This window comes from Microbacterium sp. Z6_144 (assembly GCF_057197625.1).
Window position 1 is genome coordinate 1185228 of sequence record NZ_JBXVPT010000001.1, and the last position, 25947, is coordinate 1211174.

Sequence of the window (25947 nt, forward strand, 5' to 3'; positions counted from 1 at the left end):
AGCGCCCACGGTAGAACACTCCCATTACGGCGGGGTTTCGCCGTAGGGTCGTTCGTTTCCGGGGTGCGCGCTAGGGTCGGAGGGTGACCGACCGACCGCGCTTCCGCCCGGACGTCTCCGATGTCCATCGTCCGTACTCCGCCGCCGACGACCGCTATGCGGCGATGGACTACCGGCAGGTGGGTACTAGTGGATTGTACCTGCCGCCCGTCTCCCTCGGACTCTGGTGGAACTTCGGGGACAACATCCCCTTCGACCGTCAGCGTGAGCTCCTCCGCCACGCGTTCGATCGGGGGATCACGCACTTCGACCTGGCCAACAACTACGGGCCGCCGTACGGCTCGGCCGAGACCAACTTCGGCCGGATGATGCGCGAGGACTTCGCGCCGTACCGCGACGAGCTGATCGTCTCATCCAAGGCGGGGTGGGACATGTGGCCGGGCCCCTACGGCGACCTCGGCTCGCGCAAGTACGTCCTCGCCAGCGCCGACCAGTCGCTGCAGCGACTGGGGCTCGAGTACGTCGACATCTTCTACTCGCACCGCCCCGACACCGTCACCCCCGTCGAGGAGACCGTCGGCGCCCTCGACACCCTCGTCCGGCAGGGGAAGGCCCGCTACGTGGGCATCTCCCAGTACGACGAGGAGCAGACCGTCGCCGCGGTCGCGGTGGCCCGGTCGCTGGGGACGCCGCTGGTGATCCATCAGCCGTCGTACTCGATGGTGAACCGGTGGATCGAAGACGGGCTCACGGGCGTGCTCGCCCAGGAGGGCCTCGGCGCGATCGCCTTCACCCCGCTCGCCCAGGGCGTGCTCACCGACAAATACCTCGGGGACGGCCGTGCGCAACGCGCCCAGCACCGCTCGTCGCTCCCCGCGCACGCGCTGCCGCACGAGGCCATCACGGGGCTGCGCGGGCTGAACGTGATCGCTCAGGAGCGGGGCCAGACCCTCGCCCAGATGGCGATCCAGTGGGTGCTGCGCGAACCGACGGTCACCTCGGCGCTGATCGGCGCCTCCCGGATCGAGCAGATCGATGACAATCTGGCCGGCGCCCGCGGCCCCCAGTTCGATACGGAAGAGCTCGAGCGCATCGATGCGCTCGTGGAGACGATCGACCTCGACCGCTGGGCGGACTCGGCCCGGTGATCTCGGCGGCGTCCACCGACGGCGTGCACGTCCGCGCGCCGGGGAAGATCAACGTCTTCCTCGAGGTGGGGGACGTGCAGGAAGACGGCTACCACGACGTCGCGACGGCCTACCAGGCGGTGTCGATCTACGAAGACCTCTGGGCGAGCCCGGCCGACGAGATCACCGTCTCCGTCGCCGGCGATGCCGACCTCGACGACGTGCCCACCGACGACCGCAACCTCGCCGTGCGGGCTGCGCGACTGCTCGCCCGCGCGACCGGCGTCGACGCCGGTGCGCGCCTGGAGATCCGCAAGTCGGTCCCGGTGGCCGGCGGCATGGGCGGCGGGTCGGCGGATGCGGCTGCGGCTCTGGTCGCGTGCGATGCGCTGTGGGGCACCGGGCTCTCCACCGCCGAGCTGCTGCGCCTGGCCGCGCGGCTCGGCGCCGACGTGCCCTTCGCTCTGCTGGGCGGCACGGCCGTCGGCACGGGGCGTGGCGACGAGGTCAGCTCCGCCCTCGCGCGGGGACGTTTCGATTGGATCCTCGTCCCGAGCACGGAAGGCATGTCGACACCCGTCGTGTATCGCGAGCTGGACGTGCATCGCGAGCGCCACCTGGTCGACATCGGCCCGGTCCCGCGGCGGCCCGCGGTCGACCCGGACGTGCTGCACGCGCTGCGGCAGGGGGATGCCGGGATGCTGGCAGCCACCCTCCGCAACGATCTGCAAGCCCCGGCGCTTCATCTGCGGCCCGATCTCGCGCGCGTGCTCGAGACGGGGGAGGGGTCGGGCGCCCTGGCCGGGATCGTCTCGGGGTCGGGTCCGACTCTGGCCTTCCTCGCCGCCGATGAGGCGGCCGCCGCGGAGCTGCGCGTGACCCTCGCCGCCGCGGGGCTGCGTGCGCTGCACGTGCACGGGCCGGTCCCGGGTGCCCGGCTCGTCTGAGGTGAGCGGGAATGTATCGCGGGCTGCGGAAGCTATCAAGGGAGAGAGGGTCACGTCTCCGTGCCGGAAGGCTCGGGTAGCGTGGCAGCCACCGACGGACTGCCCCACCAGCGCGCCCGTCCCAGCCAGAGGAAAGCCATGAAAGCACTACTCGACGGCACGGTCATCGCCGAAGCCGACCGGCAGGATCTGATCTCGATCGAGGGGAACTGGTACTTCCCGCGGCAGAGCGTGCGGGAGGGGGTCCTGGTCGACAGTCCCACGCCGTACACGTGCCCGTGGAAGGGTGCGTGCCAGTACTACACGGTGAGCTCCGGCGGCACCGAACTCGTCGACCGCGCGTGGGCCTATCCGAGGCCGCACCAGAGCGCGATCGATCGTGTCGGCAAGGACTTCTCCGGTTACGTCGCGTTCTGGAAGGAAGTCGAGGTGGTCGACTGAGCGGTCGACCCTCCGATCGATGATCGAGTTCTCTCACGTCTCGAAGGTCTTTCCCGACGGCACCCGTGCCGTGGAGGATTTCAGCCTCGTGGTGCCATCGCGCCGGACCACCGTGCTCGTGGGATCGTCCGGTTCGGGCAAGACCACGCTCCTCCGGATGATCAACCGCATGGTCGACCCGACCGCCGGCGTCGTCTCGATCGACGACGAGGACGTCGCGGGGCGCCGACCCGTGGAGCTCCGGCGCAGCATCGGCTACGTGATGCAGAACGCCGGACTCCTCCCGCACTTCACGGTCGTCGAGAACATCGCCACCGTCCCGGTGCTGCAGGGGCGGAAGCGCACGGCGGCCCGCGGCCGTGCGCTCGAGCTGATGGACATCGTGGGTCTTGACCGGGCGATGGCGGATCGATATCCGAGCCAGCTCTCCGGCGGTCAGCAGCAGCGGGTCGGGGTGGCGCGGGGGCTGGCGGCGGAGCCCAACATCCTGCTCATGGACGAGCCGTTCGGTGCGGTCGATCCGATCGTGCGCGCGGAGCTCCAGCAGGAACTCCTCCGGTTGCAGCGCGAGATCGGCAAGACGATCGTGTTCGTCACGCACGACATCGACGAGGCGTTCCTCCTCGGCGACCAGGTGGTGATCCTCGAGGACGAGGCGCGCGTCGCGCAGGTGGGAAGCCCGAGCGAGATCATGGAGGACCCCGCCGACGGCTTCGTCTCCGCGTTCATCGGCGCCCAGACCGGCAAACGCGCCCTGCATCTGAAGCACACCCCGCGCGGCACGGTCGTCGTGGATGCCGAAGGGCGAACGCAGGGGGCACTCCACGAGGAGGCCGAGCGGTGAACTGGGTGGCCGCCAACCTCGACCTGATCGGCGAGCTGGCCCTCGTCCATCTGCGGCAGAGCGTGGTCCCGCTTCTGCTCGGCTTGGTGATCTCCGTGCCGCTGGGCTGGGTGGCGTGGCGGTACCGTCGCGTGCGCAGCGGCGTCACCACGATCACGGGGCTGCTGTACACGATCCCCTCGATCGCACTGCTGATCCTCCTGCCCACCGCGACCGGCTGGTACAGCTTCACCAGTGAGACGAACCTCGTGGTGGCGCTGACGATCTACGCCGTGGCGATCCTCGTGCGCTCCGTCGCCGACGGACTGGATGCCGTGGATCCCGGCGTGCGTCAGGCCTCCATCGCGATCGGGTTCGGCCCGCTCCGCCGGTTCCGCGCGGTGGACCTTCCTCTGGCCGGGCCCGTGATCCTCGCCGGCCTGCGCGTCTCCGCCGCCAGCACCATCTCGCTCGCAACGGTCGGGATCCTGGTCGGCATCACGAACCTCGGGTACCTGTTCACGAACGGGCTGCAGCGGCGCATCCTCCCCGAAGTGTTCGCCGGTGTCGTCGCGGTCGTCGTCCTCGCGCTCCTGGTCGATCTGCTTCTCGTACTCGCGGGGCGTCTCCTCATGCCGTGGACACGCCGCGCATCCGCCGTGCGCGCGCGGCGCACGGCGGCCGTTCCCGCGGGAGCGGACGCATGACCCTCTTCCTCGAGGCCATCGCATGGCTCTTCTCCGGCGACACCGGCGCGCTGTCGCCGATCCCGGTCGCCATCCTGGAGCAGATCGCCTACACGGCGATCTCCGTCCTCGTGGCCGCGGCGATCGCCGTCCCGATCGGGTGGTACATCGGGCACAGCGGCAGAGGACGCGAGATCGCCGTGGCCGTGTCCGGTGCTGCCCGTGCGATCCCCTCCTTCGGCCTGGTCATCCTCCTCACGCTGCTCCTGGGGGTCCTGCACAAGCCGGAAGCGGCGGTCATCACCTTCGTCGTGCTCGCCATCCCCTCGCTCCTGGCCGGCGCGTACACCGGGTGCGAGGCCATCGACCCGCGCGTGTTGGATGCCGGACGGTCGATGGGCATGACGGAGTGGCAGATCCTGTGGCGCATCGAAGTGCCTCTCGGGCTGCCCCTTCTCATCGGAGGCCTCCGGGCGGCGACGCTCCAGGTGGTCGCGACCGTGACCATCGCCGCCTACATCGGTCTCGGTGGCCTGGGGGAGTACATCATCTCGGGGCTGCAGCTGCGGCGCCTGGAGGTGATCATCGGGGGCGCACTCCTGGTGGCGGCGCTCGCCCTGATCCTGGACGCCCTGTTCGCGTGGCTGCAGATCGCCGTGGTGCCCCGCGGGGTCGGCGCCGCAGCATCCGGTTCCGGGATCGCCACGAAGAAGCTCCGCGCACAGGCCGAACCACCCGCCCTCGTCAGCCGCAGCGGTCCGCGCCTGCCGGTCTGACGTCATCACGCCCCACCAGGAAAGAGGAATCCCATGTTCACAGCACGTACCCGGAAGGGCCTCGCCGGTGTCGCCGGTGTCGCAGCAGCCGCGCTCGCGCTGGCCGGCTGCGCGTCGAGCAACCCGCTCGAAGACGACAACTCCGCCGGTGGCGAGAACGCGGATGACACCGCGATCGTCGTCGGCTCCCAGGCCTACTACTCGAACGAGATCATCGCCGAGATCTACGCCCAGGCGCTGGAGAATGCTGGCTTCGAGGTGGAGCGTTCGTTCCAGATCGGCCAGCGCGACGCGTACATCCCGCTCCTGGAGGAAGGCTCGGTCAACGTCTTCCCCGAGTACTCGGGCAACCTCCTGCAGTACTTCGACGCCGAGACGGAGGCGCGCACCGCCGAGGAGGTCTACGCCGCATTGCCCGACGCCCTGCCCGAGGGTCTGGCGGTGCTCGAGCAGGCCACGGCGAGCGATCAGGATTCCTACACCGTCACGGCCGAATTCGCCGACCAGTACGGCCTGTCCACGATCGCCGATCTCGCCAACGTCGATGTGCCCCTGACGCTCGGGGGTCCGGCCGAGCTCGCCGAGCGGCCCTACGGGCCGGAGGGCCTCCAGTCGACCTACGGCGTGGAGGTCGACTTCTCGGCCACCGGTGACACGACGGTCGAAGATCTCGTGGCCGGCACGGTGAACGTCGCCAATGTCTTCACCGCCGATCCGCTCATCCAGACCGAAGACCTCGTCGTCCTCGACGACCCGGAGGGACTCTTCCTGGCCTCCAACGTGATCCCCGTGGTCAGCGCGGATGTCGCGGACGAGGTGGCGGAGGTGCTCAACGCCGTCAGCGCCGCGCTGACCCCGGAGGACCTGGTCGCACTGAACGTGCAGTCCACGGAGGAGGAACTCTCCTCCGATGAGATCGCGTCGCAGTGGCTGGAGGACAACGGGCTCGTCTGACCCCGCGGAGTCACCGCACCCAGGAGGGGACGCGCCGGCAGCGGGCGTCCCCTCCTGCGTGCTTCCGGTCAGCGCACCCGCTCGCTGGGGTACACGTCACGGATGTGGTCGAGGAAGTGGCGACCGATGCTGCCGGCCTCGACCAGGTCGCGGTGGGCCGAGGGCGGTACGGCGAAATAACGGTAGACATCACCGCTGGTGAACTGGATCTCCAGCACGGCCAGCGCGGGGTCGTATCCGATCGACTCGACCGCCGAGGAATCCACGAGAGCACGCCTCATGCCCGACAGGCTACGCCGTACCAGCGGGCCGGGCCCTCGCGTGGCGCAGGGCACCGCGGTCGGCGGGGTGGGGGTTATTACCTGATTGGCCCGATGGGCGCGGGGCGGCGCGCGACCGTGCTCCTACGGTGGGGCGAGCGTCCGCGCGGACCGGTTCCGCCGCCGCGACCGACCCGACGGAGAGATTCAGATGCCCGAGCGCGCCGACGACCAGATGCACCTGTTCCTGTTCTTCAGCCCCGTCGGCCGGAACAGGTCGAGCTGGCGTCGCCCCGACAGCCAGGTGGAGCTGCTCTACGGTCTGGATGGCGCCAAGAACTCGGTGCAGCGCGCGGAGGCGGCGAAGATGGACGCCGTCTTCTTCGCCGACCAGCTGTTCTTCGTCGACGCCGGCCTCAATCCCTGGATGGGCGGCTACGAGCCGTTGACGACCATGGCGGCGCTGAGCGCAGTGACCGAGCACATCGGCCTGGTCGCCACGATTTCGACCACCTTCAGCGAGCCGTACAACGTCGCCCGGATGCTGTCGCAGCTGGACCACCTCTCCGATGGGCGGGTGGGGTGGAACGTCGTGACCTCCTATGACGGCGGCCAGAACTTCACGGTGCCCCTGCCCGACAAGCAGGAGCGCTACCACCGGGCCGAGGATTACCTGCAGGCCTGCATCGCGGTATGGGACGCGTGGGAGGACGACGCCGTCATCATCGACCGGGAGAACGGCATGTGGGCCGACCCCGCGAAGATCCACCAGCCGAACTACCGCGGAGATCATTACCAGATACGCGACGCGCTGAGCATTCCGCGATCACCGCAGGGCCGCCCGGTCATCGCCCAGGCGGGGCAGTCGGAGGAGGGGATGCGGTTCGCGGCGCGCAATGCCGAGGTCGTCTTCACTGCGCAGGTGGAGAAAGAGCCGGCGCAGCGATTCCGGTCGAAGCTCGCGGAGCTCTCCACGGAGGCCGGGCGCGACCGCATCCCGATCCTCCCGGGGCTGATGCCGGTCATCGGCGATACCCAGGAGGACGCCGAGCGCATCCTCGCGGAACTCGGCGACCTCGTCCAGCCCGACATCGCCCTCGCCACCCTCAGCGGGCTGCTGCTCGGTGCCGAGCTCACCGACCTCGACCTCGACCACCCGGTTCCCCCCGATCGCCTCATCGACCCGTCGGAGGCCGCGACCCATCCCAGCCCCCTCGCGAGTCGGTACCCCGGCCTGTACCGCATCGTCGTGGGCGAGAAGCCGACGCTCCGCGAGCTGCTGCGCACCCACGGCACGTCCTCCGGGCATCAGGTTCTCGTCGGCACGGCGCAGACCGTCGCCGACCGCATGGAGGAGTGGTTCCGCAGCGGAGCGTGCGACGGGTTCACCCTCACCCCCTCGTACCTGCCCGAGGGTTTGGACCGGATCTGCGACGATCTCATCCCCGAGCTGCAGCGCCGGGGTCTCTTCCGCCGCGAGTACCCCGGCACGACGCTGCGGGACACCCTCGGACTCGCCCGGCCCGCCACCCCCTGACCGGGTAACCGGAGTCGCCGGACCGCCGCGGAATCGGCCGGCGGCGATTCGCCGTAGCCTGGGATGGATGGCACATCTCCTTGGGGCCGAGGCCCTGCACCTGGAATATCCCACCACGGTCGTCTTCGATTCGATCTCTCTCGGCGTGAACGAGGGTGATCGCATCGGCATCGTGGGTCGCAACGGCGACGGAAAGTCGAGCCTGCTCGCGATGCTCGCCGGGCGCCAGCAGCCCGACTCGGGCCGGGTGACGGTGCGCGGCGGGGTGCGCATCGGCGTGCTCGACCAGGCTGACACGCTTCCGGACGATCTGACCCTCGGCGCTGCCGTGGTGGGCGACCGCCCCGAATACGAATGGGCGGGCGACCCCCGGGTGCGCGACGTCATCGCCGGGCTCCTGGGCGACCTCCCGTGGGGAGCGGTGCTCGGCACCCTCTCCGGAGGGCAGCGCCGACGCGTGGCCCTGGCGCGCCTGCTGGTCGATGACTGGGACGTGCTGTTCCTGGACGAGCCGACCAACCACCTCGATGTCGAGGGGATCACGTGGCTCGCCGAGCACCTCAAGCGCCGATGGTCCGCGAACGCGGGCGGGTTGCTCGTCGTCACCCACGATCGCTGGTTCCTGGACGAAGTGTGCACCGTCACGTGGGAGGTGCACGACCGCATCGTCGAGCCGTTCGAGGGCGGCTATGCCGCCTACATCCTCCAGCGGGTCGAACGCGACCGTCAGTCCGCCACGATCGAAGCGCGCCGGCAGAACCTCGCGCGCAAAGAGCTGGCGTGGCTGCGACGCGGTGCCCCGGCGCGCTCGACCAAGCCGAAGTTCCGCATCGACGCGGCGAACTCCCTCATCGCCGACGTGCCCGAGATCCGCGACACCGTGGCGCTGCAGTCGCTCGCGGTCTCACGTCTGGGAAAGGACGTCGTCGACCTCCTGGACGTGTCGGTCGCGTACCCTTCGCCCGGAGAGGGGACCGGGACGCGGGAGGTGCTGGAGGGCATCGAGTGGCGCATCGCCCCGGGCGAGCGGACCGGCATCCTCGGCGTCAACGGGGCCGGCAAGTCCACCCTGCTCGGACTCATCGACGGCACCGTCGCGCCCACCTCGGGCCGGGTCAAACGCGGGAAGACCGTGCGGGTGGCAACGCTCACCCAGCGCCTGGACGAGCTGGAGCAACACCTCGACGCCCCCGTCCGCGTCGTCGTGGAGAGCCTCCGCACCAGCTACACGTTCGGTGCGGGATCCAAGTCCCAGGAGCTCACGCCCGGGCAGCTCCTCGAGCGGCTCGGATTCTCCAGCGCGCAGCTGTCCACGCCCGTGAAGGACCTCTCGGGCGGTCAGAAGCGCCGCCTCCAGCTGCTGCTCATCCTCCTCGACCAGCCGAACGTCCTCATCCTCGACGAACCCACCAACGACCTCGACACCGACATGCTCGCCGCGATGGAGGACCTCCTCGATTCCTGGCCGGGCACGCTGCTCGTCGTCTCGCACGACCGGTACTTCCTCGAGCGCGTCACCGACCAGCAGTACGGTATCTTCGACCGGCACCTGCGGCACCTGCCCGGCGGGGTCGACGAGTACCTGCGGCTGCGGAAGATCGAGTCGGATGCCCCGGCCGCCGGCGCGGCGAAGGCCGCGGCATCCCCGGGGCTGTCCGGCGCCGACCTGCGCGCAGCCCAGAAGGAGACCGCGGCGCTGGAGCGGCGGATCGCAAAGCTCGAGAAGGAGATCGGCGGGGCGCGCACGGCGCTGGCCGAGCACGACCAGGCCGACTACACCGGGATCTCGTCGGAGATGCAGCGGATCGCCGCTCTGGAAGCCGAGCGCGACGACCTCGAGGCGCGCTGGTACGCGCTGGGGGAAGCGCTCGGCTGAGCCGCACCGCGCGTGAGGCCGGGACGGTTCCGGCCGAGGTTAGCCGTGGCCGTCGACGTCACCCTCGGCCGCGTCCCAGCCGGGGGAGTCGAGGCGGATCGTCTTGTCGCCCACCAGGGTGCGCAGGGTGTCCTCCAGCGTCGCCAGGGATGCCGCGCCCACCTGCCGCTCGAGCTCGTCGCGCATCTCGTCGGAGACCGCCTCACCCTCACGCAGGAGGGCGGTGCCGCGTTCGGTGACCCGCAGCGTCATCTTCCTCCGGTCCGCCGCATCGACCTCGCGCGCGACGTAGCCTCTCTGCTCGAGGACGGTGATCGTCCGCGCTGCCGCCTGCTTCGTGACCGACATCGCACGACCGAGTTCCGAGGCGTTCGCCGCGCCGGCGATGATCGAGTGGAGCGCGAAGTCGTGCACGGGTCGGACGTCGGCATACCCCCGCCGCGCCAGCTCCGCGGTCGCGCGGTCGGCCAGCGTGCGGAAACCCGCGAGCATCAGCAGCGCTAGGTCACCACCCCGACGAGCCACCTCAGCAGTCTAGGTCCGCTTGACGTAGACAACTCGGTTGTCTAGTCTTTCTCGACAACCACATTGTCGATTGGAAGTAGTCATGTCCCCCATCGCCCCCATCGGCGCCACCATCCCCGCTGTCACCCACCATCGGGCCGAACTCAACGGCACCGCGCTGCACTACGTCGCCGCCGGCACGTCCGGCTCGCCCATCCTGCTCGTCCACGGCTGGCCCGAGACGTGGTGGGCCTTCCGGGGCCTCATCCCGCTTCTGGCGGAGACCCACCGTGTGTACGCGCTCGACCTGCGCGGCTTCGGCGACTCGAGCACCGCCACCACCGGCTACAGCGAACAGGCCGCCGCCGACGACCTGCACCACCTCGTCGCCCACCTGGGCGGGGACGCCGTGCACCTTCTCGCACAGGACATCAGCGGGGGGCTGGCGTTCCGCTTCGCGACCGCGCACCCCGACGAGGTGCTCAGCTTCACCGCCGTCGAATCCTCCCTCGCCGGCTACGGCCTCGAGGCCCTCGCCGACGTGAACGCCTTCGGATCGTGGCACGTCGGATTCCTCGGCACCCCCGGCATCCCCTCGATGCTCCTCCCCGGCCACGAACGCGCGCTTCTCGCCGGGTGGGCGTACCCGATGATGAATGCCACCGAGGGCGCGGTCGGCCCCGCGGACCTCGACGAGTTCGTCCGCACGTATTCACGACCCCACGCGTGGCGCGGCACGGAAGGCCTGTATCGCGCCCTGTTCACCGACGAGGGCGCGACGCGAGCCCGCGCACAGAGCCACCCGATCCGGGTTCCGGTGCTCACGGTCGACGGCGCCAACCACCCGTTCACGGCACGGTCGTTCCGTCCGGTGGCGGCAGGCGAATTCACCGCGGTGCACGTCCAGGGCGTCGGACACCTCGTCGCCCAGGAAGCGCCGGCGGCGCTCGCCTCCGTGCTCCTGGACTTCGTGTCACGCGTAGAGCAGCAGCCGCGGCCCTAGTGCGGCGACCCGCCGGGAGGGGGGTTTCAGCCGTCGAAGCCCAGGCTGAGCTTGCGCAGCAGGTTGGCCAGCCGCTCCCGGTCACCGCGCGAGAGCGCGTCCAGGAGAATGGCCTCGGCATCGACCAGCCGGGTGATCGCCGCATCCACGCGCGTGCGACCGTCGGGAGTGAGTGTCACCAGCACGCTGCGGCCGTCTCCGGGATCGGCCTCGCGGCGCACCAGACGGCGGTCGACGAGGCGGTCGATGCGGTTGGTCATGGTGCCGCTGGAGACGAGGGTCTGCTGCAGGAGTTGCTTGGGGCTCAGCTGGAACGGCTCGCCCGCCCGGCGCAGTGCCGACAGCACGTCCCACTCCCACGGCTCCAGCTCGCTGCGGCGGAACGCCTCCCGGCGCGCCCGGTCGAGGTGGCGTGAGAGGCGGTCGACGCGGGAGAGCACCTCCAGCGGTGAGAAATCCAGGTCGGGTCGCTGCTCCATCCACGCCACGACGATGCGGTCGACCTCATCGCTCTCGTGGCTCACCCACTCATTATCCTCGCTGGTGCCGGCTGCGCGTTCGCGGCGGCCGTGGAGCTGCATCTGGCAGACTGAAGCGGCGCCGCGGGCGCGGTCCGCCGTGGTGTAACGGCAGCACGACAGCCTTTGGAGCTGTTAGGACCAGGTTCGAATCCTGGCGGCGGAGCATGAGCACAACGAACGATCTGGCTGTCGTGATTCTCGCCGCAGGGCAGGGGACGCGCATGCGTTCGCGCCTGCCGAAGGTGCTGCATCCTCTGGGCGGGCGCCCGCTCGTCGCCCACGTCCTGGATGCGGCCTCCGTGCTCGACCCCGTGCGCATCGACGTCGTCGTGCGTCACGAACGTGATCTCGTCGTCGAGACGCTCCGCGGGCTCACCACCGACGTGCACATCGTCGACCAGGATGAGATCCCCGGCACGGGTCGCGCGGTGCAGGTGGCGCTGGAGGACCTCGGCGGCTTCACCGGCGACATCCTCGTCCTCAGCGGCGACGTGCCGTTGCTCGAGGCCTCCACCCTTGCCGATCTGCTGGCCGCGCACCGTTCGTCCGGCGCCGCCGCGACCGTCCTCAGCGCGCGGGTGGACGACCCGAGCGGCTACGGCCGCATCATCCGCGATTCCTCCGGCGGTGTGGAGCGCATCGTGGAGCAGAAGGACGCCACCGAGGACGAAGCCGCCGTCACCGAGATCAACGTCGGGGTGTACGTCTTCCAGGCGGAGCCGCTGCGGACCCACCTCGCTCTGGTCGGGGAGGCCAACGCGCAGGGCGAGCGCTACCTCACCGACGTCGTGCGGCTCCTCCGCGACTCGCGCCACGAGGTCGCCGTCACCGAGGCGCCGGATGCGACCGCCGCCCTCGGCGTGAACGACCGGGTGCAGCTGGCCGCGGCCGCGCGCACGCTGAACGCCCGCATCATCCGCCGCTGGCAGGTGGAGGGGGTCACCGTGCAGGACCCCGCGACGACGTGGATCGACGACACCGCGGCCCTTGCGCCCGATGTGACGATCCTGCCCAACACGCACATCCTCCGCGCGACGACCATCGCCTCCGGTGCCGTGATCGGCCCGGACACGAGCCTCGTGGACTGCGAGGTGGGGGAGGACGCCGTCGTCCGCCGCACGGACGCGACCCTCGCCGTGATCGGCGCGCGCACGACCGTCGGCCCGTTCGCGTATCTCCGCCCCAACACCACGCTGGCCGAGGGCGGGAAGATCGGCACGTTCGTCGAGACGAAGAACTCCACGATCGGCGAGGGCAGCAAGGTGCCGCACCTGTCCTACATCGGCGACACCACCATCGGGCGCCACGTGAACCTGGGTGCGGGTGCGATCACGGCCAACTACGACGATCTGACCAAGCACCGCACCGAGATCGGCGACGAGGTGCACTCCGGCTCGCACAACGTCTTCGTGGCGCCGGTTAGGATCGGAGAAGGCGCCAAGACCGGAGCCGGGGCCGTGATCCGCAAGGACGTGCCCGCCGGGGCTCTGGCGCTGAGCGTCGCGCCCCAGCGCAACGTCGAAGGATGGGTCGAAAAGAACCGACCGGGTACGGGCGCGGCACATGCCGCCGCGCTCGCCCGATCTGCACAGGAAGCTGGCGATGGGCCGCAAGAAGAAGACGGTTGACCTGGATCGGGACAACGGCATCGCCCCGGGACTGGTCGCCAAGACCAAGAAGCGCCTGGTCGTGGCAGCCGGTCGATCCCACCCCGAGTTGGCGGCGCAGGTGGCCGCTCAGCTGGGCACGGAGCTGGCTCCCACCGAGCACCGCACGTTCGCGTCGGGGGAGATCTACACGCGGTTCGAGGTGTCGATCCGCGGATGCGATGTCTTCGTCATCCAGTCGTTCGGTCCGCCCGTCAACGAGTGGCTCATGGAGCTGCTCATCATGCTCGACGCCCTCAAGCGGGCCTCGGCCAAGCGCATCACCGTCGTCGCGCCGTACTTCCCGTATTCGCGCCAGGACAAGAAGGGGCGCGGACGCGAGCCGATCAGCGCCCGCCTGGTCACCGACCTCCTCACCACCGCCGGCGCCGATCGCATCATGAGCGTCGACCTGCACGCGGCACAGATCCAGGGCTTCTTCGACGGGCCCGTCGACCACCTCTTCGCCAAGCCCGTGCTCCTGGAGTATTTCCGCGAGCACCTCAGCGCGGAAGACCGCGACACCCTCACCGTCGTCTCGCCCGACATGGGCCGTGTCCGCGTGGCCGACACGTGGTCGGACAGCCTGGGGGCGCCGCTGGCGATCATCCACAAACGTCGCGACCCGAAGGTGGCGAACCAGGTCACCGTGCACGAGATCGTCGGTGAGGTCGCCGGCCGGACGTGCCTCCTGGTGGACGACATGATCGACACCGGTGGCACCATCGTGAAGGCCGCGCAGGCCCTCAAGGCGGCCGGCGCGCGGAAGGTCATCGTCGCCGCGACCCACGCGATCTTCAGCCCGCCCGCGACGGTGCGCCTGCAGGACGAGGCGATCGACCTCGTCGTGGTCACCGATACCGTGCCGATCCCCGCGGACGAGCGGTTCGAGGGGCTCATGGTCCTGCCGATCGCGCCGCTCCTGGCCCGCGCCATCCGCGAGGTCTTCGAAGACGGCTCGGTGACGAGCATGTTCGGCGGCGAGGCCTGACGCCACCCGGTTCTCGGCCCGTCTTCCCGGCGAGTTTGCGCAAAGGTCGCTGCGCCGGTGAACCGGCGGGTCCGTTGCACCGTGTCACCCGTGTGACGATCCCGTCGCGAGGCACTGCACCGACTCTCTCAGGAGGACGCCCGTGATCCGCACCACCGCACCCCGCCCCGTCCGCATCGGCACCGCCCTCCTGGGCGTGGCCGGCATCGTGACCCTCGCCGGATGCGCCGGCACCCCTGCCGCCGAGCCTGAGGCCGACGAGACGACGCAGAGCGAGGCCGGCTCCGGCTCCTCGGGGGAGGGCGCCTACACCGACGGCACCTACACCGCGGAGGGTTCCTACCGCACCCCCGAGACGACCGAGACCATCGAGGTCACCGTCACGCTGGAGGGCGACGTGGTCACCGCGGTCGAGGTGACCGGCGACCCCCAGGCACCGCAGTCCACGCAGTACCAGGGCCGGTTCATCGGCGGCATCTCCGACGAGGTCGTGGGACGCGACATCGACGAGATCTCCGTCAGCCGGGTTGCGGGGTCCTCCCTCACCAGCGGGGGGTTCAACGAGGCGCTGGAGGCCATCAAGGCCGACGCGACCGCCTGAGCGCATGCTCACATCCGTACCCCCGCGCGCGGCCTGGTCGTTCGAGGCCATCGGCACGCGCTGGTCGATCGAGACCGGCGCGCCCCTTCCCCCGTCGGTGACCCAGGAGGTGGAGACCCTGATCTCCGGGTTCGACCGGGCCTGGTCACGATTCCGCGGCGACTCCCTCGTCTCGGAGTTGGCGCGGGACGGCGGCTCCGTGGCGGCGCCGCGCGATGCGGACGCGATGCTCGCTGTCTATGAGCACCTCGATGCCGCCACCGACGGGGCGGTGAACCCCCTCGTGGGCGACTCCCTCGCGCGGCTCGGGTACGACGCGCGCTATTCGTTCGCCCCGGCCGATCCGCGCCGGGCGCCCGCGGACTGGCGCGATCGCCTCACATGGGGGGACGGCCGGCTCACGCTCGCCGGCCCTGCCACCATCGACGTCGGCGCCGTGGGAAAGGGACGCCTGGTCGATCTGGTGCTGGAGGTCGTGACGAACTCCGGCGAGGCGGAGGTCGTCGTGGATGCGTCGGGCGATCTGGCCGTGCGAGGCACACCGCAGCGCGTGGGTCTCGAGCATCCGTTCGACCCGCGGAGGGCGATCGGCGTGGTCGAGGTGCAGGACGCGGCGCTGTGCGCCTCAGCCACGACCCGCCGCACCTGGGGCAACGGGCTGCACCACGTGCTCGACGCGCGGACCGGAGCGCCTGTGCGCGCGTACGCGGCGACGTGGGCGCTGGCTCCCACCGCCATGCAGGCGGACGCGCTGGCCACGGCGCTGTTCTTCGACGGCGGTCCAGAGCTCGCCGCATCCTGGGGTGCGCACTGGGTGCGGATGCGCACGGACGGGCGCGTGGAGTGGTCGCCCGGCTGCACGGTGGAGTTGTTCTCGTGATCGGAGCCGTCACGGCAGCCTGGACCCGCGTGCTCGGACTGCTCGGGCGGGTGTCGATGTATCGCCTCATGCTGTTCTCCCTCGGCGCGCTGACCGTGGTCGCGCTCGCGCTCTCGCTGCTGGGACTGGTGGGCCCGCGTCCGCTCGATCTGATCGTCACCGCGCTCGTGCTGGTGGCGGTGTGCGCGGTCGTCGACCTCGTCGTGCAGAGCGCGATGCGACTGCCCCGCCGCCTGGAGTCTTCCGTCACCACGGCGGGGATCCTCCTGTTCGTGCTCTTCCCCACCCTCGACCCCGTGGGTCTCGCCGGAATCGCGCTGGCCGGTGCCGCCGCATCCGCGTCGAAGTACGTGCTCGCGTGGCGCGGGCGCCACCTCTTCAACCCCGCCGCGGTGGGTGCGGCGGTGCTCACGCTCGTGGGGATCGCGGTGCCCGCGCTGGGGGCGTCGGCGTGGTGGGTGGGCACTCCGCCGCTGGCGCTGCCGGTGCTGATCCTGGGCCTGGCGATCCTGTGGCGCACCGAGAAACTGCGGATGGTCGGAGGCTTCTGGGTGATCGCCGCCGGCGTGGCGTTCCTCCGCGCCGTGGCGCAGGACACCGCAGCAGGCGTGGAGGTGGACGCCCCGGGCATCCTGTCGCAGGTGGTGCTGTCCTCGCCGTACCTGTTCCTCGGCGCCTTCATGCTCACCGAGCCGCTGACGCTGCCGCCGCGCCGGTGGCAGCAGCTCACCGTCGCGGGAGTCGTCGGTGTGCTGGCCGGATGGCCGATCAACCTCGGAGTCGTGACCCTCGGGCAGGAGTTCGCTCTCCTGATCGGCAATCTCGTCGCGTTCGCCTTCGTCCGTCGGAGCGCCCTGCGCTTCGTCCTGGAAGGGCGGCGCGAGCTCACCCCGACCGCGCGGGAACTGACCTTCCGCGCGGAACGGCCGGCCGGGTTCCGCCCCGGGCAATACCTCGAACTCGATGTGCCCCACCGCCGTCCCGACGCGCGCGGGACGCGGCGGGAGTTCTCCATCGTCTCGGCACCCGAAGACCTGCCCATCGTGCGGATCGCCTACCGGGAGGGGTCGAACTCCAGTTTCAAACGCGCGCTCGCCGAGGCGAAGCCCGGCGCGAGCCTGACGGCGACGGGCATCTGGGGCGACTTCCTCCTTCCGACCAGGCCCGCCACGCCGCTTCTGCTGGTGGCCGCGGGCATCGGCGTGACGCCGTTCGTCTCGCAGCTGCGCCACCTCGCGGCCGCACGGGAGGAGCGCGACATCGTGCTCCTGTACATCGCCTCGGATGCGGCGGAACTGGCCTTCCGCGACGAGATCGCGCGGTCGGGAATCCCGGTCATCGTGTTCGCGCGCGAGGCCCCGCCCGACCTCCCTGCGTCGTGGCGGTGGGCGGGAGCGGGCGTGCGCTTGGACGCCGAGGCGCTGCTGCGGATGGTGCCCGACATCTCCGGGCGGCACGCGTACATCTCCGGCCCGCCCGCACTGATCGCGAGCCTCGCCCCCGCTCTCGAGCGCGCCCTCTCCCTCACGACCGACGCGTTCGCCGGCTACTGACGCCGTCCACTCGCCAGAAAACGTCCCCGTTTCGCGCATGTCACGACGTTTGTCGGCGAGTCGACGGCGGGGGAGGGCTAGGCGGGGTCGGCGGGCTTGGCGGGCAGGCGCACCTCGAACGTGGTGTCGCCGGGAGTGCTCTCGGCGCGAATCGTGCCGTGGTGGGCCTCGACGATGGCCCGGGCGATCGACAGGCCCAGCCCGGTGCCACCGGTCTTCCGCGTGCGCGAGACGTCACCGCGTGCGAACCGTTCGAACAGCCGATCGGCGATGGCGGGGTCGATCCCGGGGCCGTCGTCGTGTACGCGCAGCACCGCTTCCTCGCCGTCACGGCGCACCGACACGGTGACGACGGTGCCGGCGGGCGTGTGGGTGCGGGCGTTGGCGAGCAGGTTCGCGATGACCTGCTGCAGGCGCGCCGCGTCTCCGGCCAGGATCACCGGCTCATCGCCGACATCCAGCACCCACTGGTGGTCGGGACCGGCCGGGCGCGCGTCACCCACGGCCTCCACCGCCAGACGCGTGAGGTCCACCTCGCCGTACACCAGCTCCTGACCCTCATCCAGTCTCGCCAGCAGCAGCAGGTCCTCCACGAGGGCGGTCATGCGCAGCGACTGCGCCTGGATGCGCTCCAAAGCCGCGTGGGTGTTCTCGCTCAGGGTCGCATCGCGCAGCGACAATTCGGAGTAGCCGCGGATGGAGGTCAACGGCGTCCGCAGCTCGTGGCTGGCGTCGGCGACGAAGCGGCGCATGAGCTCCTCGTTGTGCTGCCGGGCCGTGAGCGAGGCGTCGACGTGGTCGAGCAGCGTGTTCAGCGCCGCTCCCACCTGCCCGATCTCGGTGTTCTCGTCCGTTTGATCGGCGGGGACGCGCTCGGTGATCGACACGTCCCCGGAGTCCATGCGCACCTTCGCCACGCGCGCGGCGGTGTCGGCGACGGAGCGGAGGGGGCCCAGGCCGATGCGGATCACGATCGCGATGATCGAGGACAGCAGCAGCAGGCCACCGGTGGTCACGAGCGCCACCGTGATCAGGATCTGCGAGATCGTGCCGGTGATCTCCGACAGCGGGAGCCCGAGGACCGCGATCGCCTGCTGTCCGGGAAAGGCCACGCTGGTCACCCGATAGTCGCCGAGCTCGGGGATGTCCACCGTGCGCGAGGCGGCAGTGCGGACCGAGTCGACGATCTTCTCGATCTCGTCGCCGTCCAGCGCCCGCACCGTGACGCCGTCGACGTAGGCGCCGGTCGTGCCCCCGCCGGGTGTCTGGGTGACCAGCATCGTGCCGTCCTGGAACCGGCCGTTCGCGAGCAGATCCGTGGCCGTGCTCTGCGGATTGACCCGCACGTTGGCCGCGGCTTCGCGCACCTGCGTATCGAGGTTCTCCTGAAGAACCTGCCCGAGGATCGCACCGGTGGACAGCGCGACGATCGCGAGGATGACCGCCACCATCCCGATGATCGCCGTCATCAGGCGCGCCTGGAGGCTCCAGGAACGGCGGGGTGGGGGGAGGCGGCGCGGGAGGGTCACTGCGGCGCTTTGATCATGTAGCCGACGCCGCGGATGGTGTGGATGAGCGGTTCGCGGCCGGCGTCGATCTTCTTGCGCAGGTAGGAGATGTAGAGCTCGACGACGCTGGAGCGTCCGCCGAAGTCGTAGTTCCACACCCGGTCGAGGATCTGCGCCTTCGAGACGACTCTCCGTTGGTTGCGCATGAGATACCGGAGGAGTTCGAACTCCGTCGCCGTCAGATCGATCTCCTCGTCGCCGCGGAACACCTCATGGCTGTCTTCGTTGAGGGACAGGTCGCCCACCCGCAGGATGGGCTCCACGTCTCCGGAGGTCGCCGTCCCCGCGCGGCGCATCAGGCTGCGCAGGCGCGCGACGACCTCCTCGAGGCTGAAGGGCTTCGTGACGTAGTCGTCGCCACCGGCGGTGAGACCGGCGACGCGGTCGGCCACCGCGTCCTTCGCGGTGAGGAAGAGGACGGGCACATCATTGCCGGAGTGGCGGAGGCGCTGGAGGACGGCCATGCCGTCGAGGTCGGGCATCATGATGTCCAGCACCATGGCGTCGGGGGCGAAATCGCGTGCGGCCTGGAGCGCCTGGAGGCCCGAGGAGGCTGTGCGCACGTCCCACCCCTCCATGCGCAGGGCCATCGACAGCAGGTCGGTGAGCATCTGCTCGTCGTCGACCACGAGGACGCGCAGAGCAGTTCCGTCGGGACGGGTGAGCGCAGGCGAAGGTGCGGTCGTGTTCATGCCACCATTGTGCGCGAGCACCTATCAGGGTTCTATGGAGTGCGCTATGTGCGGGCTGTGAGCGGCGCGGCTCAGCCGGCCGCATCCGCGTGGGCGATCATGCGGTCGAAGAGCGCGTCGCGGGCCTGATCGACCCGCTGCCGTGCGGGATCGGCGTCGTACCAGGCCAGGATGCGGCGAGCACCCTCGTCGAACGTGACGGTCGTTCCGAACTCCGGCGCCAGAGCCCGCACCTTGGCGGTGTCGAACACCATCGAGTGCGCCTTGTCTCCCACAAGCCCCGGACCGAGGTCCGGATCCCACGCCGCGATCGTCTCGCTGGCGACGTGCACCAGGCGCGGCTCCGGGACGCCCGCGGCCTGGGCGACCCACCTGTAGATCTGATCCCACGTGGGGGCGTGGCTCCCGGTGATGGTGAACGCCTCGCCCAGCGCGGCAGGGTTGGCGAGGAGGCCCGTGAAGGCCACGGCGAAGTCGTCGCTGTGGGTCAGGGTCCACTGGCTGGTGCCGTCGCCGTGCACGACGACGGGCTTGCCCGCCCGCAGGCGGGCGACGTCCGTCCACCCGCCCATCGTGGGCAGCAGCGTCTCGTCGTACGTGTGCGAGGGGCGCACGATGGTCACCGGCAGGCCGCGCTCGCGGTACGCCGCCACCAGCAGGTCCTCGCACGCGATCTTGTCGCGCGAGTACTGCCAGAAAGGGTTGCGCAGCGGTGTGGACTCGGTCACCGGAACCCGCGACGGCGGCTTCTGGTACGCCGAGGCGGAGCTGATGAAGACGTACTGCCCTGCCCTCTCGCCGGCGGCGGCCAGAGCCGTCTCCACGTGAGCGGGGACGAAGGAGACGAAATCGGCGACGACGTCGAACTCCTCTCCGCCCAGCGCCTGGGCGACCGCGTCGCCGTCGCGGACGTCGGCGATCAGCTCGCGGACGTCGCTCGGCAGCGCGCGGGCGCTCCGGCCGCGGTTGAGCACCGTGACGTCGTGGCCGGCCGCCACGGCCGAGCGCACGCAGGCCGTGCTGATGACCCCGGAACCACCGAGGAAGAGGATGCGTCGTGAAGTCACAACCCCGACCCTACGCCGGGGACCCCCGCGTGTGGCGGCCGGCGACGAGGCGTCGGATCAGTGGGTGTCTTCGGCCTCGATCTCGGTGCGGTCGCCCGACCACAGGGTGTGGAAGGTGCCCGCCTTGTCGATGCGCTTGTAGGTGTGGGCGCCGAAGAAGTCGCGCTGCCCCTGGATGAGGGCCGCCGGGAGGCGCTCGGCGCGGAGGCCGTCGTAGTAGGCCAGGGACGAGGAGAACGCCGGAGCGGGGATACCGGCACGGGCGGAGGTGGCCACGACCTCGCGCCAGGCGGACTGTGCCCGCGTGAGGGCGTCGACGAAGTACGGCGCGGTCAGCAGCACCGGAAGGTCGGGCGTCGCTGCGTAGGCCTCGGTGATGCGGTTGAGGAACTGAGCGCGGATGATGCATCCGCCGCGCCAGATCGCGGCGATCCGGCCGAGGTCGATGGTCCAGCCGTATTCGGCCGCTCCGGCACGGATCTCATCGAACCCCTGGGAGTACGCGACGATCTTGGACGCGTACAGGGCGAGGCGGATCTTCTCGATGAACGCGTCCGGGTCCTCGACCTCCAGCGCGTCGGTCGGACCCGGGAGGTCGCGTGACACTTCCCGCTGCTCGGGGTGACTGGACAACGAGCGGGCGAAGGTCGCCTCGGCGATCCCGGAGACGGGCACCCCGAGGCTCAGGGCCGTCTGCACCGTCCAGGCGCCGGTGCCCTTGGCGCCGGCCTGATCGACGATGACATCGATGAGAGGCCGACCCGTCTCCGCGTCGGTCTGGCGGAGGACCTCCGCGGTGATCTCGATCAGGTACGACTCCAGCTCCCCGCGGTTCCACTCGGCGAACACGTCGGCGATCTCGGCGGGGCTCTTGCCTGTTCCGCGGCGGATGAGGTCGTACGCCTCGGCGATCAGCTGCATGTCCGCGTACTCGATGCCGTTGTGCACCATCTTCACGAAATGCCCGGCGCCGTCGTGGCCGACGTGGGTCACGCACGCTTCGCCCTCGGCGACCGCGGCGATGGAGCGGAGGATCGGGCCGAGCGTGGTCCAGGACTCATCCGATCCGCCCGGCATGAGGGACGGACCGTTCAGCGCGCCCTCCTCACCGCCGGAGACGCCCATCCCCACGAAGTTGATGCCCGTCTCGCGCACCGCCTTCTCGCGGCGGATGGTGTCGGTGAACAGCGCGTTGCCGCCGTCGACGATGATGTCGCCAGGCTCGAACACGCGCACGAGCTCTTCGATCACCGCGTCCGTCGCGCCGCCGGCTTTGACCATGATCACGGCCGTGCGCGGTCGCTGCAGGGACGCGGCGAACTCCTGGTACGAGAAGGCCGAGACGAATCCGGCCTCGGGGTGGGCGGAGACGAGCTCGTCGGTCTTGGAGCGCGAACGGTTCAGCACCGCGACGGTGTTCCCCTCGCGGCTGGCGAGGTTGCGGGCGAGGTTCGATCCCATCACCGCGAGGCCGACGACACCGATGTTGGCCGGGCCCCCGGCGTCGGCGGGGGCGTGGGTACCGGCCTCGGCGGTGGGGCGGGGGACGTCTTCCGGGGCAGGCGCGCCCTCGTGCTTCCTCGCCGCCTCGGAGGGTGCCTGATCCTGGTCGGGGGACAGGTTCGTCTGGGAATCGGTTGCGGACACGCGGGCTCCTGATCGTTCGAGGCGGAGGGGGGCGCCCGCAATCGGGGGGACGCCGGTCGGATCGGATTCAGCCTATCCCCGCGGGTGGGCCACGGCGCCGGCGACCGCGTTGCCGGATGCCGCCACGACCCGACGACTGGAAAGATGTCGGTAACGAACGGAGCACGATGATCATCCTCGCGCTGGAGGCCAGCACGACGTCGGCGAAGGCGCTGCTCTTCGACACCGCGCTCGGCACGACCGCGGTCCGTGGTCGCCGATTGGATGTGCCCGGCCCGGATGCGGCGGTACGCGACGCGGAGGCCATCTTCTCCCAGCTCGTCGCGCTCGGCCGGGAGCTGGCCGCAGGGATGGCGGTCGACCTCATCGTGCTGAGCGGCACATGGCACGGTCTGACTCTGCGACGTCCGGATCTCAGCGCGGTCACCGCGGTGATGGAGTGGCCCTACACCGGCGCCCAAGACCTGTGCGCGCGGTTGCGTGCGGACGCGGGCTTCACCCGGTGGTTCTACGAGCGCACCGGCTGCCTCGTGAACGCCTCCTACCCGGCGTTCAAGCTCATGCACCTGCGCGAGGAGGGCGTGCTCCCCGTCGGGCTTGTGGCCATGGACCAGCCGACCTTCACCTTCGCGCGGCTGACGGACGAGGTATGGATGAGTGCATCGCAGGCTTCGGGCACGGGCCTGCTCAACGCCCATACCGCCGATTGGGACGCCGAGGTGATCTCGCGGCTGGGGCTCCGCGGCGTCGTCCTTCCGGCGCTCCGCTCCGCCTACGACACCGCACCGCTGACGCACGAGGGTGCCTCGCTTCTCGGCCTGACCGCCGGCGTCCCGGTCCTCGTCCCCGAGCCCGACGGAGGCCTCAACCAGGTCGGGGAGCGTGCGACAGGCGACGGGGAGATGACGTTCTCGATGGGCACCAGCGGCGCGCTCCGGTTCGCCACGCAGCATCCGTCGTTCTCGCGCACGATGAGCACCTGGTCCTACCGATCGCCGCTCGGGCCGCTCAGCGGGGCGGCGACGTCGGGGTGCGGGAACTGTGTCGACTGGGCGAAGGAGCGCTTCTTCGGTGCGGCGACCGATTATGCGGCGATCGAACCGAACCTGGAAGCGGATGCCCGGGACCTGCCCGTCTTCCTGCCCTTCCTGTTCGGAGAGCGGAGCCCCGGGTGGCAGGACCAGCGACGCGGCGGCCTTGTCGAACTCCAGCCGCACCACAGCCGCGTCGACATCTACCAGGGCGTGCTCGAAGGCATCGTGTACTCCCTGTTCCACTGCTTCACCGAATTGACGGCGCTCAACGGCAGCCCGCGGCGCATCATCCTCTCCGGGGGAGTCCTGGCATCGCCGTTTTGGACTCAGCTGACCGTCGACATCTTCGGGGTGCCGATGGAAGCGTCGTCCCGGCAGCACAGCTCGCTTATCGGAGCGGTGCGGATGGGCCTGCGGGCGAGCGGTCAGCCCGATCGGCACCCCGCTCTCGACGGCGAGCCGGTGCGCATGGTGAGACCCCGTGAGCAGCTACGCGCGCACTACGACGAGGGCTTCCAGCGCTACCTCGAGCACTACGCCCGCACGACGCCCGGCCCCTGACGGCGTCCCGGTGGCGACGTCAGTCCTGGCGGTAGCCGCCCCGGCCGAGCGACCAGAACGCGCCCACGGTGCCGATCAGGCCGAGCGCGGTGATGCCGCCCACGATCCACAGCATGAGGTGGGAGAAGAATTCAGCGGGCATGGATCCTCCGGGTGTCGGCTGCGTCTTCATGGTAGCGGTGCCGCTGGTAGACTCGGGACAGATACTTCGGCGAGGGATGCGTCAGCCCAGGGCGGTGCGTCCGTGATCGACGCGGTGAAGCAGGCCCACGGCTTTCCTCACGCGTCGCGTTCGAGTCGAAAACCAGACCCCCACACCGGGCCCGTGGGCCCGCAAGGAGAACTCATCATGTCGGAAGACAACAAGGTCAGCGCCGAGCTGCGCGAGAACTTTGGCAAGGGCCACGCCCGTCGCCTTCGCGCCTCGGGCAAGATTCCCGCCGTCCTGTACGGCCACGGGACCGATCCGCTGCACCTGGCCCTCCCCGGTCACCAGGTGTCGCTGCTCATCCGCCGCGCCAACGCGCTGCTGGATCTCGAGGTCGCGGGCGGCACCCACGAGTTCGCGCTCGTCAAGGATGTGCAGAAGGACCCGGTTCACCAGATCATCGAGCACATGGACCTGCTCGTGGTCAAGAAGGGCGAGAAGGTCTCCGTCGACGTCCCCGTGATCGTCGTCGGTGAGCCCGCCCCCGGCACCCTGGCCAACCTGGACGCCAACACCATCTTGATCGAGGCCGACGCCACGCAGCTGCCCGAGTCGATCGAGGTCGACGTCGAGGGCCTCGAGGACGGGACGCACATCACCGCCGCCGACCTGAAGCTGCCGGCCGGCTCGGTGCTCATCGCCGACCCGGAGACGCTCATCGTCGCCGTCTCGGTTCCGACCGACACGCTCGCGGCCGAGGACGAGATCGCGGAGGCCGACGCCGCCGTGGCCGAGGAGCAGTCCGAGGAGTCCGCCGAGTCCGAGTGACCGGTGGCTCTTCCGTATTCGTGAGGGGCGCCCAGGTCCGCGATGGCTGAGACATGGCTGGTCGTGGGCCTGGGCAATCCCGGCCCGCGCTACGAGGCGACCCGGCACAACGTCGGGCAGATGGTGGTCGATGAGCTCGCCCGCCGCCGCGCGGAGAGATTCGCCGCGCATCGGGCGAACGCGCGGGTGGCGGAGACGTGGCTGCAGCCGGGCGGCGCGAAGCTCGTGCTCGCCAAGCCGAACAGCTTCATGAACGTCTCGGGCGGCCCCGTGGCCAACCTGGCCAAGTACTACGGCGTGGACGCCGGACGGATCATCGTCGTCCACGACGAGCTCGACATCCCGTTCGACACGATCAAGCTCAAGACCGGCGGCGGTCACGGCGGACATAACGGTGTCCGCGACGTGGCCAAGGCGCTCGGGACGCCCGACTTCCCGCGCGTTCGCGTGGGAATCGGGCGTCCGTCAGGTCGTCAGGACCCCGCCGACTGGGTGCTCGACCCGTTCGGCGCGCAGGAGCGTGCGACCCTGCCCAATCTCATCGCCGATGCCGCGGATGCGGTGGAGACCACCGTGGGCGAGGGGCTCCTCGCCGCACAGCAGCGCTTCCACGCACCCCGCTGACGTACTCGATCCGACCCGCGGGTCAGGACATGTACGGGGCCACGCCGGCGGCGCCGCCGATCGCCGAGAATGTGGCGACCGCGCCGACGCCGAGCAGGGCGATGACGATCGCCGCGATACCCCACGCGCGACCACGGTCCTTCACGGCCGCCACGATGCCCTGGATGAACCCCCACAGCGCGAGAATGCCCCACACTGCGAACGCAGCGAAGATCAGAGCGGCGCTGGCGACAGCCATCTGCTGGCCCTCCGGCGGCAGGTTGTTGCCGTCCACGTTCACCGAACCGCTGTCGGTCACCTCGGCGAACTGCGCGAGGCCGCCGAGCTGCATGCCGCCGATGAAGGCGAGGATGGACCCGATGACGGCGCCGGCGAGGGCCGCCGCGAAGGCGATGATGCCCAGTCCCGAGGGCCCTTTGGTCTTGGTCTGGGGCTCCGCCTCGCCGGCGGGCGGCGCGTAGCTCGCGGCGGGGTAGGCGGACGGGGAATCGGTCGGCGCGGGGTAGGCGGGGGGAGGGGTGGGCTGGCCCTGCGGTTCGGGCGGGTTCGTGCTCGGCGGATTCGTGCTCATGGCCACTTCCTTCGTTCTTGATCGCGGTCGCGGTCAGTCTAGGTGCGCCCCCTACCCCGACACACCGCCGCGCCGGTGTCG

The 25947-nt window shown here is 70.3% G+C and carries 27 protein-coding genes and 1 tRNA gene; 19 read left to right on the forward strand and 9 right to left on the reverse strand.

Translation table 11 applies throughout. The annotated features are described in order from the left end of the window. Positions 1 to 83 precede the first annotated feature (83 nt). From AC2DGY_RS05760 to AC2DGY_RS05790, 7 genes are all read left to right on the forward strand, one after another. Complete coding sequence (locus AC2DGY_RS05760) at positions 84 to 1148, forward strand: aldo/keto reductase (protein WP_484508744.1); 1065 nt, start codon at positions 84 to 86, stop codon at positions 1146 to 1148. Next, positions 1145 to 2074: a 4-(cytidine 5'-diphospho)-2-C-methyl-D-erythritol kinase gene (locus AC2DGY_RS05765; protein ID WP_484508745.1), complete on the forward strand. Its 930-nt coding sequence runs from the start codon at positions 1145 to 1147 to the stop codon at positions 2072 to 2074. The genes AC2DGY_RS05760 and AC2DGY_RS05765 overlap by 4 nt, the downstream gene beginning before the upstream one ends. A 138-nt stretch (positions 2075 to 2212) precedes the next feature. After that, positions 2213 to 2515: a DUF427 domain-containing protein gene (locus AC2DGY_RS05770; RefSeq protein WP_484508746.1), complete on the forward strand. Its 303-nt coding sequence runs from the start codon at positions 2213 to 2215 to the stop codon at positions 2513 to 2515. 19 nt (positions 2516 to 2534) lie between these two features. Next, on the forward strand, positions 2535 to 3359 hold the full coding sequence (locus AC2DGY_RS05775; protein ID WP_484508747.1) for an ABC transporter ATP-binding protein: 825 nt from the start codon (positions 2535 to 2537) through the stop codon (positions 3357 to 3359). Next, on the forward strand, positions 3356 to 4045 hold the full coding sequence (locus tag AC2DGY_RS05780; protein WP_484508748.1) for an ABC transporter permease: 690 nt from the start codon (positions 3356 to 3358) through the stop codon (positions 4043 to 4045). Before AC2DGY_RS05775 ends, AC2DGY_RS05780 begins: the two co-directional genes overlap by 4 nt. After that, positions 4042 to 4800: an ABC transporter permease gene (locus AC2DGY_RS05785; protein ID WP_484508749.1), complete on the forward strand. Its 759-nt coding sequence runs from the start codon at positions 4042 to 4044 to the stop codon at positions 4798 to 4800. Before AC2DGY_RS05780 ends, AC2DGY_RS05785 begins: the two co-directional genes overlap by 4 nt. A 33-nt stretch (positions 4801 to 4833) precedes the next feature. After that, complete coding sequence (locus AC2DGY_RS05790) at positions 4834 to 5754, forward strand: ABC transporter substrate-binding protein (protein WP_484508750.1); 921 nt, start codon at positions 4834 to 4836, stop codon at positions 5752 to 5754. A gap of 68 nt (positions 5755 to 5822) precedes the next feature. Here the strand turns inward: AC2DGY_RS05790 and AC2DGY_RS05795 are convergent, their stop codons facing one another. Then, entirely contained in the window at positions 5823 to 6035 is a 213-nt protein-coding gene (locus AC2DGY_RS05795) for a KTSC domain-containing protein (protein ID WP_484508751.1), read from the reverse strand. Between the two features lie 190 nt (positions 6036 to 6225). Here AC2DGY_RS05795 and AC2DGY_RS05800 point away from each other — a divergent pair, with 190 nt between their 5' ends. Both AC2DGY_RS05800 and AC2DGY_RS05805 read left to right on the forward strand, forming a co-directional pair. Further along, complete coding sequence (locus AC2DGY_RS05800) at positions 6226 to 7551, forward strand: NtaA/DmoA family FMN-dependent monooxygenase (RefSeq protein ID WP_484508752.1); 1326 nt, start codon at positions 6226 to 6228, stop codon at positions 7549 to 7551. A 67-nt stretch (positions 7552 to 7618) separates the two neighbouring features. Beyond that, the gene (locus tag AC2DGY_RS05805) at positions 7619 to 9427 is read left to right on the forward strand and encodes an ABC-F family ATP-binding cassette domain-containing protein (protein WP_484508753.1); all 1809 of its coding nucleotides are present in this window, start codon (positions 7619 to 7621) and stop codon (positions 9425 to 9427) included. Between the two features lie 39 nt (positions 9428 to 9466). Here AC2DGY_RS05805 and AC2DGY_RS05810 read toward each other — a convergent pair whose 3' ends face one another. Next, positions 9467 to 9952: a MarR family winged helix-turn-helix transcriptional regulator gene (locus AC2DGY_RS05810; protein ID WP_484508754.1), complete on the reverse strand. Its 486-nt coding sequence runs from the start codon at positions 9950 to 9952 to the stop codon at positions 9467 to 9469. Positions 9953 to 10034: 82 nt separating this feature from the next. Here AC2DGY_RS05810 and AC2DGY_RS05815 point away from each other — a divergent pair, with 82 nt between their 5' ends. Beyond that, positions 10035 to 10934, forward strand: a complete 900-nt coding sequence (locus tag AC2DGY_RS05815; protein ID WP_484508755.1) for an alpha/beta fold hydrolase — start codon at positions 10035 to 10037, stop codon at positions 10932 to 10934. A gap of 26 nt (positions 10935 to 10960) precedes the next feature. On the opposite strand, the gene AC2DGY_RS05820 is transcribed toward AC2DGY_RS05815, so the two are convergent. Further along, the gene (locus AC2DGY_RS05820) at positions 10961 to 11458 is read right to left on the reverse strand and encodes a MarR family winged helix-turn-helix transcriptional regulator (protein WP_484508756.1); all 498 of its coding nucleotides are present in this window, start codon (positions 11456 to 11458) and stop codon (positions 10961 to 10963) included. An 88-nt stretch (positions 11459 to 11546) separates the two neighbouring features. Here AC2DGY_RS05820 and AC2DGY_RS05825 point away from each other — a divergent pair. From AC2DGY_RS05825 to AC2DGY_RS05850, 6 genes are all read left to right on the forward strand, one after another. Beyond that, a tRNA-Gln gene (locus tag AC2DGY_RS05825) sits at positions 11547 to 11618 on the forward strand. Position 11619: 1 nt separating this feature from the next. Then, complete coding sequence (glmU, locus tag AC2DGY_RS05830) at positions 11620 to 13083, forward strand: bifunctional UDP-N-acetylglucosamine diphosphorylase/glucosamine-1-phosphate N-acetyltransferase GlmU (protein WP_484508757.1); 1464 nt, start codon at positions 11620 to 11622, stop codon at positions 13081 to 13083. Further along, positions 13058 to 14092 (forward strand): ribose-phosphate diphosphokinase, encoded by a 1035-nt coding sequence (locus tag AC2DGY_RS05835; protein WP_484508758.1) that lies wholly within the window; start codon positions 13058 to 13060, stop codon positions 14090 to 14092. Before glmU ends, AC2DGY_RS05835 begins: the two co-directional genes overlap by 26 nt. A gap of 142 nt (positions 14093 to 14234) precedes the next feature. After that, on the forward strand, positions 14235 to 14693 hold the full coding sequence (locus AC2DGY_RS05840; protein WP_484508759.1) for a hypothetical protein: 459 nt from the start codon (positions 14235 to 14237) through the stop codon (positions 14691 to 14693). A 4-nt stretch (positions 14694 to 14697) separates the two neighbouring features. After that, complete coding sequence (locus AC2DGY_RS05845; RefSeq protein WP_484508760.1) at positions 14698 to 15573, forward strand: FAD:protein FMN transferase; 876 nt, start codon at positions 14698 to 14700, stop codon at positions 15571 to 15573. Next, positions 15570 to 17126 carry an FAD-dependent oxidoreductase gene (locus AC2DGY_RS05850; protein ID WP_484508761.1) on the forward strand — a complete coding sequence of 519 codons (1557 nt, stop codon included), beginning with the start codon at positions 15570 to 15572 and terminating at the stop codon, positions 17124 to 17126. The genes AC2DGY_RS05845 and AC2DGY_RS05850 overlap by 4 nt, the downstream gene beginning before the upstream one ends. Before the next feature lie 77 nt (positions 17127 to 17203). Here the strand turns inward: AC2DGY_RS05850 and AC2DGY_RS05855 are convergent, their stop codons facing one another. The 4 genes from AC2DGY_RS05855 to gndA all read right to left on the reverse strand — a co-directional run bounded on the left by AC2DGY_RS05855 (position 17204) and on the right by gndA (position 22100). Next, complete coding sequence (locus tag AC2DGY_RS05855) at positions 17204 to 18595, reverse strand: sensor histidine kinase (RefSeq protein WP_484508762.1); 1392 nt, start codon at positions 18593 to 18595, stop codon at positions 17204 to 17206. A 56-nt stretch (positions 18596 to 18651) separates the two neighbouring features. Beyond that, complete coding sequence (locus AC2DGY_RS05860) at positions 18652 to 19386, reverse strand: response regulator transcription factor (protein ID WP_484508763.1); 735 nt, start codon at positions 19384 to 19386, stop codon at positions 18652 to 18654. 71 nt (positions 19387 to 19457) lie between these two features. Beyond that, positions 19458 to 20453: an SDR family oxidoreductase gene (locus AC2DGY_RS05865; protein ID WP_484508764.1), complete on the reverse strand. Its 996-nt coding sequence runs from the start codon at positions 20451 to 20453 to the stop codon at positions 19458 to 19460. 57 nt (positions 20454 to 20510) lie between these two features. Continuing rightward, on the reverse strand, positions 20511 to 22100 hold the full coding sequence (gene gndA, locus AC2DGY_RS05870; RefSeq protein WP_484508765.1) for an NADP-dependent phosphogluconate dehydrogenase: 1590 nt from the start codon (positions 22098 to 22100) through the stop codon (positions 20511 to 20513). A gap of 167 nt (positions 22101 to 22267) precedes the next feature. On the opposite strand from gndA, the gene AC2DGY_RS05875 reads away from it, so the two are divergent. Then, entirely contained in the window at positions 22268 to 23695 is a 1428-nt protein-coding gene (locus tag AC2DGY_RS05875) for a gluconokinase (RefSeq protein WP_484508766.1), read from the forward strand. A gap of 19 nt (positions 23696 to 23714) precedes the next feature. Here the strand turns inward: AC2DGY_RS05875 and AC2DGY_RS05880 are convergent, their stop codons facing one another. Next, positions 23715 to 23837: a hypothetical protein gene (locus AC2DGY_RS05880; protein WP_484508767.1), complete on the reverse strand. Its 123-nt coding sequence runs from the start codon at positions 23835 to 23837 to the stop codon at positions 23715 to 23717. A 207-nt stretch (positions 23838 to 24044) separates the two neighbouring features. Here AC2DGY_RS05880 and AC2DGY_RS05885 point away from each other — a divergent pair, with 207 nt between their 5' ends. Together AC2DGY_RS05885 and pth are read left to right on the forward strand one after the other, a co-directional pair. Next, on the forward strand, positions 24045 to 24671 hold the full coding sequence (locus AC2DGY_RS05885; RefSeq protein ID WP_484508768.1) for a 50S ribosomal protein L25/general stress protein Ctc: 627 nt from the start codon (positions 24045 to 24047) through the stop codon (positions 24669 to 24671). A gap of 42 nt (positions 24672 to 24713) precedes the next feature. Next, complete coding sequence (pth, locus tag AC2DGY_RS05890) at positions 24714 to 25295, forward strand: aminoacyl-tRNA hydrolase (protein WP_484508769.1); 582 nt, start codon at positions 24714 to 24716, stop codon at positions 25293 to 25295. Positions 25296 to 25317: 22 nt separating this feature from the next. Here the strand turns inward: pth and AC2DGY_RS05895 are convergent, their stop codons facing one another. Next, complete coding sequence (locus tag AC2DGY_RS05895) at positions 25318 to 25866, reverse strand: hypothetical protein (RefSeq protein WP_484508770.1); 549 nt, start codon at positions 25864 to 25866, stop codon at positions 25318 to 25320. Positions 25867 to 25947: the final 81 nt, after the last annotated feature.

Bases quoted from the DNA above. Each gene is read 5' to 3' on its own strand.
- AC2DGY_RS05775 (WP_484508747.1), top strand. From the start codon at position 2,535: ATGATCGAGTTCTCTCACGTCTCGAAGGTCTTTCCCGACGGCACCCGT.
- AC2DGY_RS05785 (WP_484508749.1), top strand. From the start codon at position 4,042: ATGACCCTCTTCCTCGAGGCCATCGCATGGCTCTTCTCCGGCGACACC.
- AC2DGY_RS05880 (WP_484508767.1), bottom strand. From the start codon at position 23,837: ATGCCCGCTGAATTCTTCTCCCACCTCATGCTGTGGATCGTGGGCGGC.
- AC2DGY_RS05790 (WP_484508750.1), top strand. From the start codon at position 4,834: ATGTTCACAGCACGTACCCGGAAGGGCCTCGCCGGTGTCGCCGGTGTC.
- glmU (WP_484508757.1), top strand. From the start codon at position 11,620: ATGAGCACAACGAACGATCTGGCTGTCGTGATTCTCGCCGCAGGGCAG.
- AC2DGY_RS05835 (WP_484508758.1), top strand. From the start codon at position 13,058: ATGGGCCGCAAGAAGAAGACGGTTGACCTGGATCGGGACAACGGCATC.
- AC2DGY_RS05885 (WP_484508768.1), top strand. From the start codon at position 24,045: ATGTCGGAAGACAACAAGGTCAGCGCCGAGCTGCGCGAGAACTTTGGC.
- AC2DGY_RS05845 (WP_484508760.1), top strand. From the start codon at position 14,698: ATGCTCACATCCGTACCCCCGCGCGCGGCCTGGTCGTTCGAGGCCATC.
- AC2DGY_RS05855 (WP_484508762.1), bottom strand. From the start codon at position 18,595: ATGACGGCGATCATCGGGATGGTGGCGGTCATCCTCGCGATCGTCGCG.
- AC2DGY_RS05875 (WP_484508766.1), top strand. From the start codon at position 22,268: ATGATCATCCTCGCGCTGGAGGCCAGCACGACGTCGGCGAAGGCGCTG.
- pth (WP_484508769.1), top strand. From the start codon at position 24,714: ATGGCTGAGACATGGCTGGTCGTGGGCCTGGGCAATCCCGGCCCGCGC.
- AC2DGY_RS05805 (WP_484508753.1), top strand. From the start codon at position 7,619: ATGGCACATCTCCTTGGGGCCGAGGCCCTGCACCTGGAATATCCCACC.
- AC2DGY_RS05800 (WP_484508752.1), top strand. From the start codon at position 6,226: ATGCCCGAGCGCGCCGACGACCAGATGCACCTGTTCCTGTTCTTCAGC.
- AC2DGY_RS05770 (WP_484508746.1), top strand. From the start codon at position 2,213: ATGAAAGCACTACTCGACGGCACGGTCATCGCCGAAGCCGACCGGCAG.
- AC2DGY_RS05815 (WP_484508755.1), top strand. From the start codon at position 10,035: ATGTCCCCCATCGCCCCCATCGGCGCCACCATCCCCGCTGTCACCCAC.
- AC2DGY_RS05895 (WP_484508770.1), bottom strand. From the start codon at position 25,866: ATGAGCACGAATCCGCCGAGCACGAACCCGCCCGAACCGCAGGGCCAG.
- AC2DGY_RS05795 (WP_484508751.1), bottom strand. From the start codon at position 6,035: ATGAGGCGTGCTCTCGTGGATTCCTCGGCGGTCGAGTCGATCGGATAC.
- AC2DGY_RS05860 (WP_484508763.1), bottom strand. From the start codon at position 19,386: ATGAACACGACCGCACCTTCGCCTGCGCTCACCCGTCCCGACGGAACT.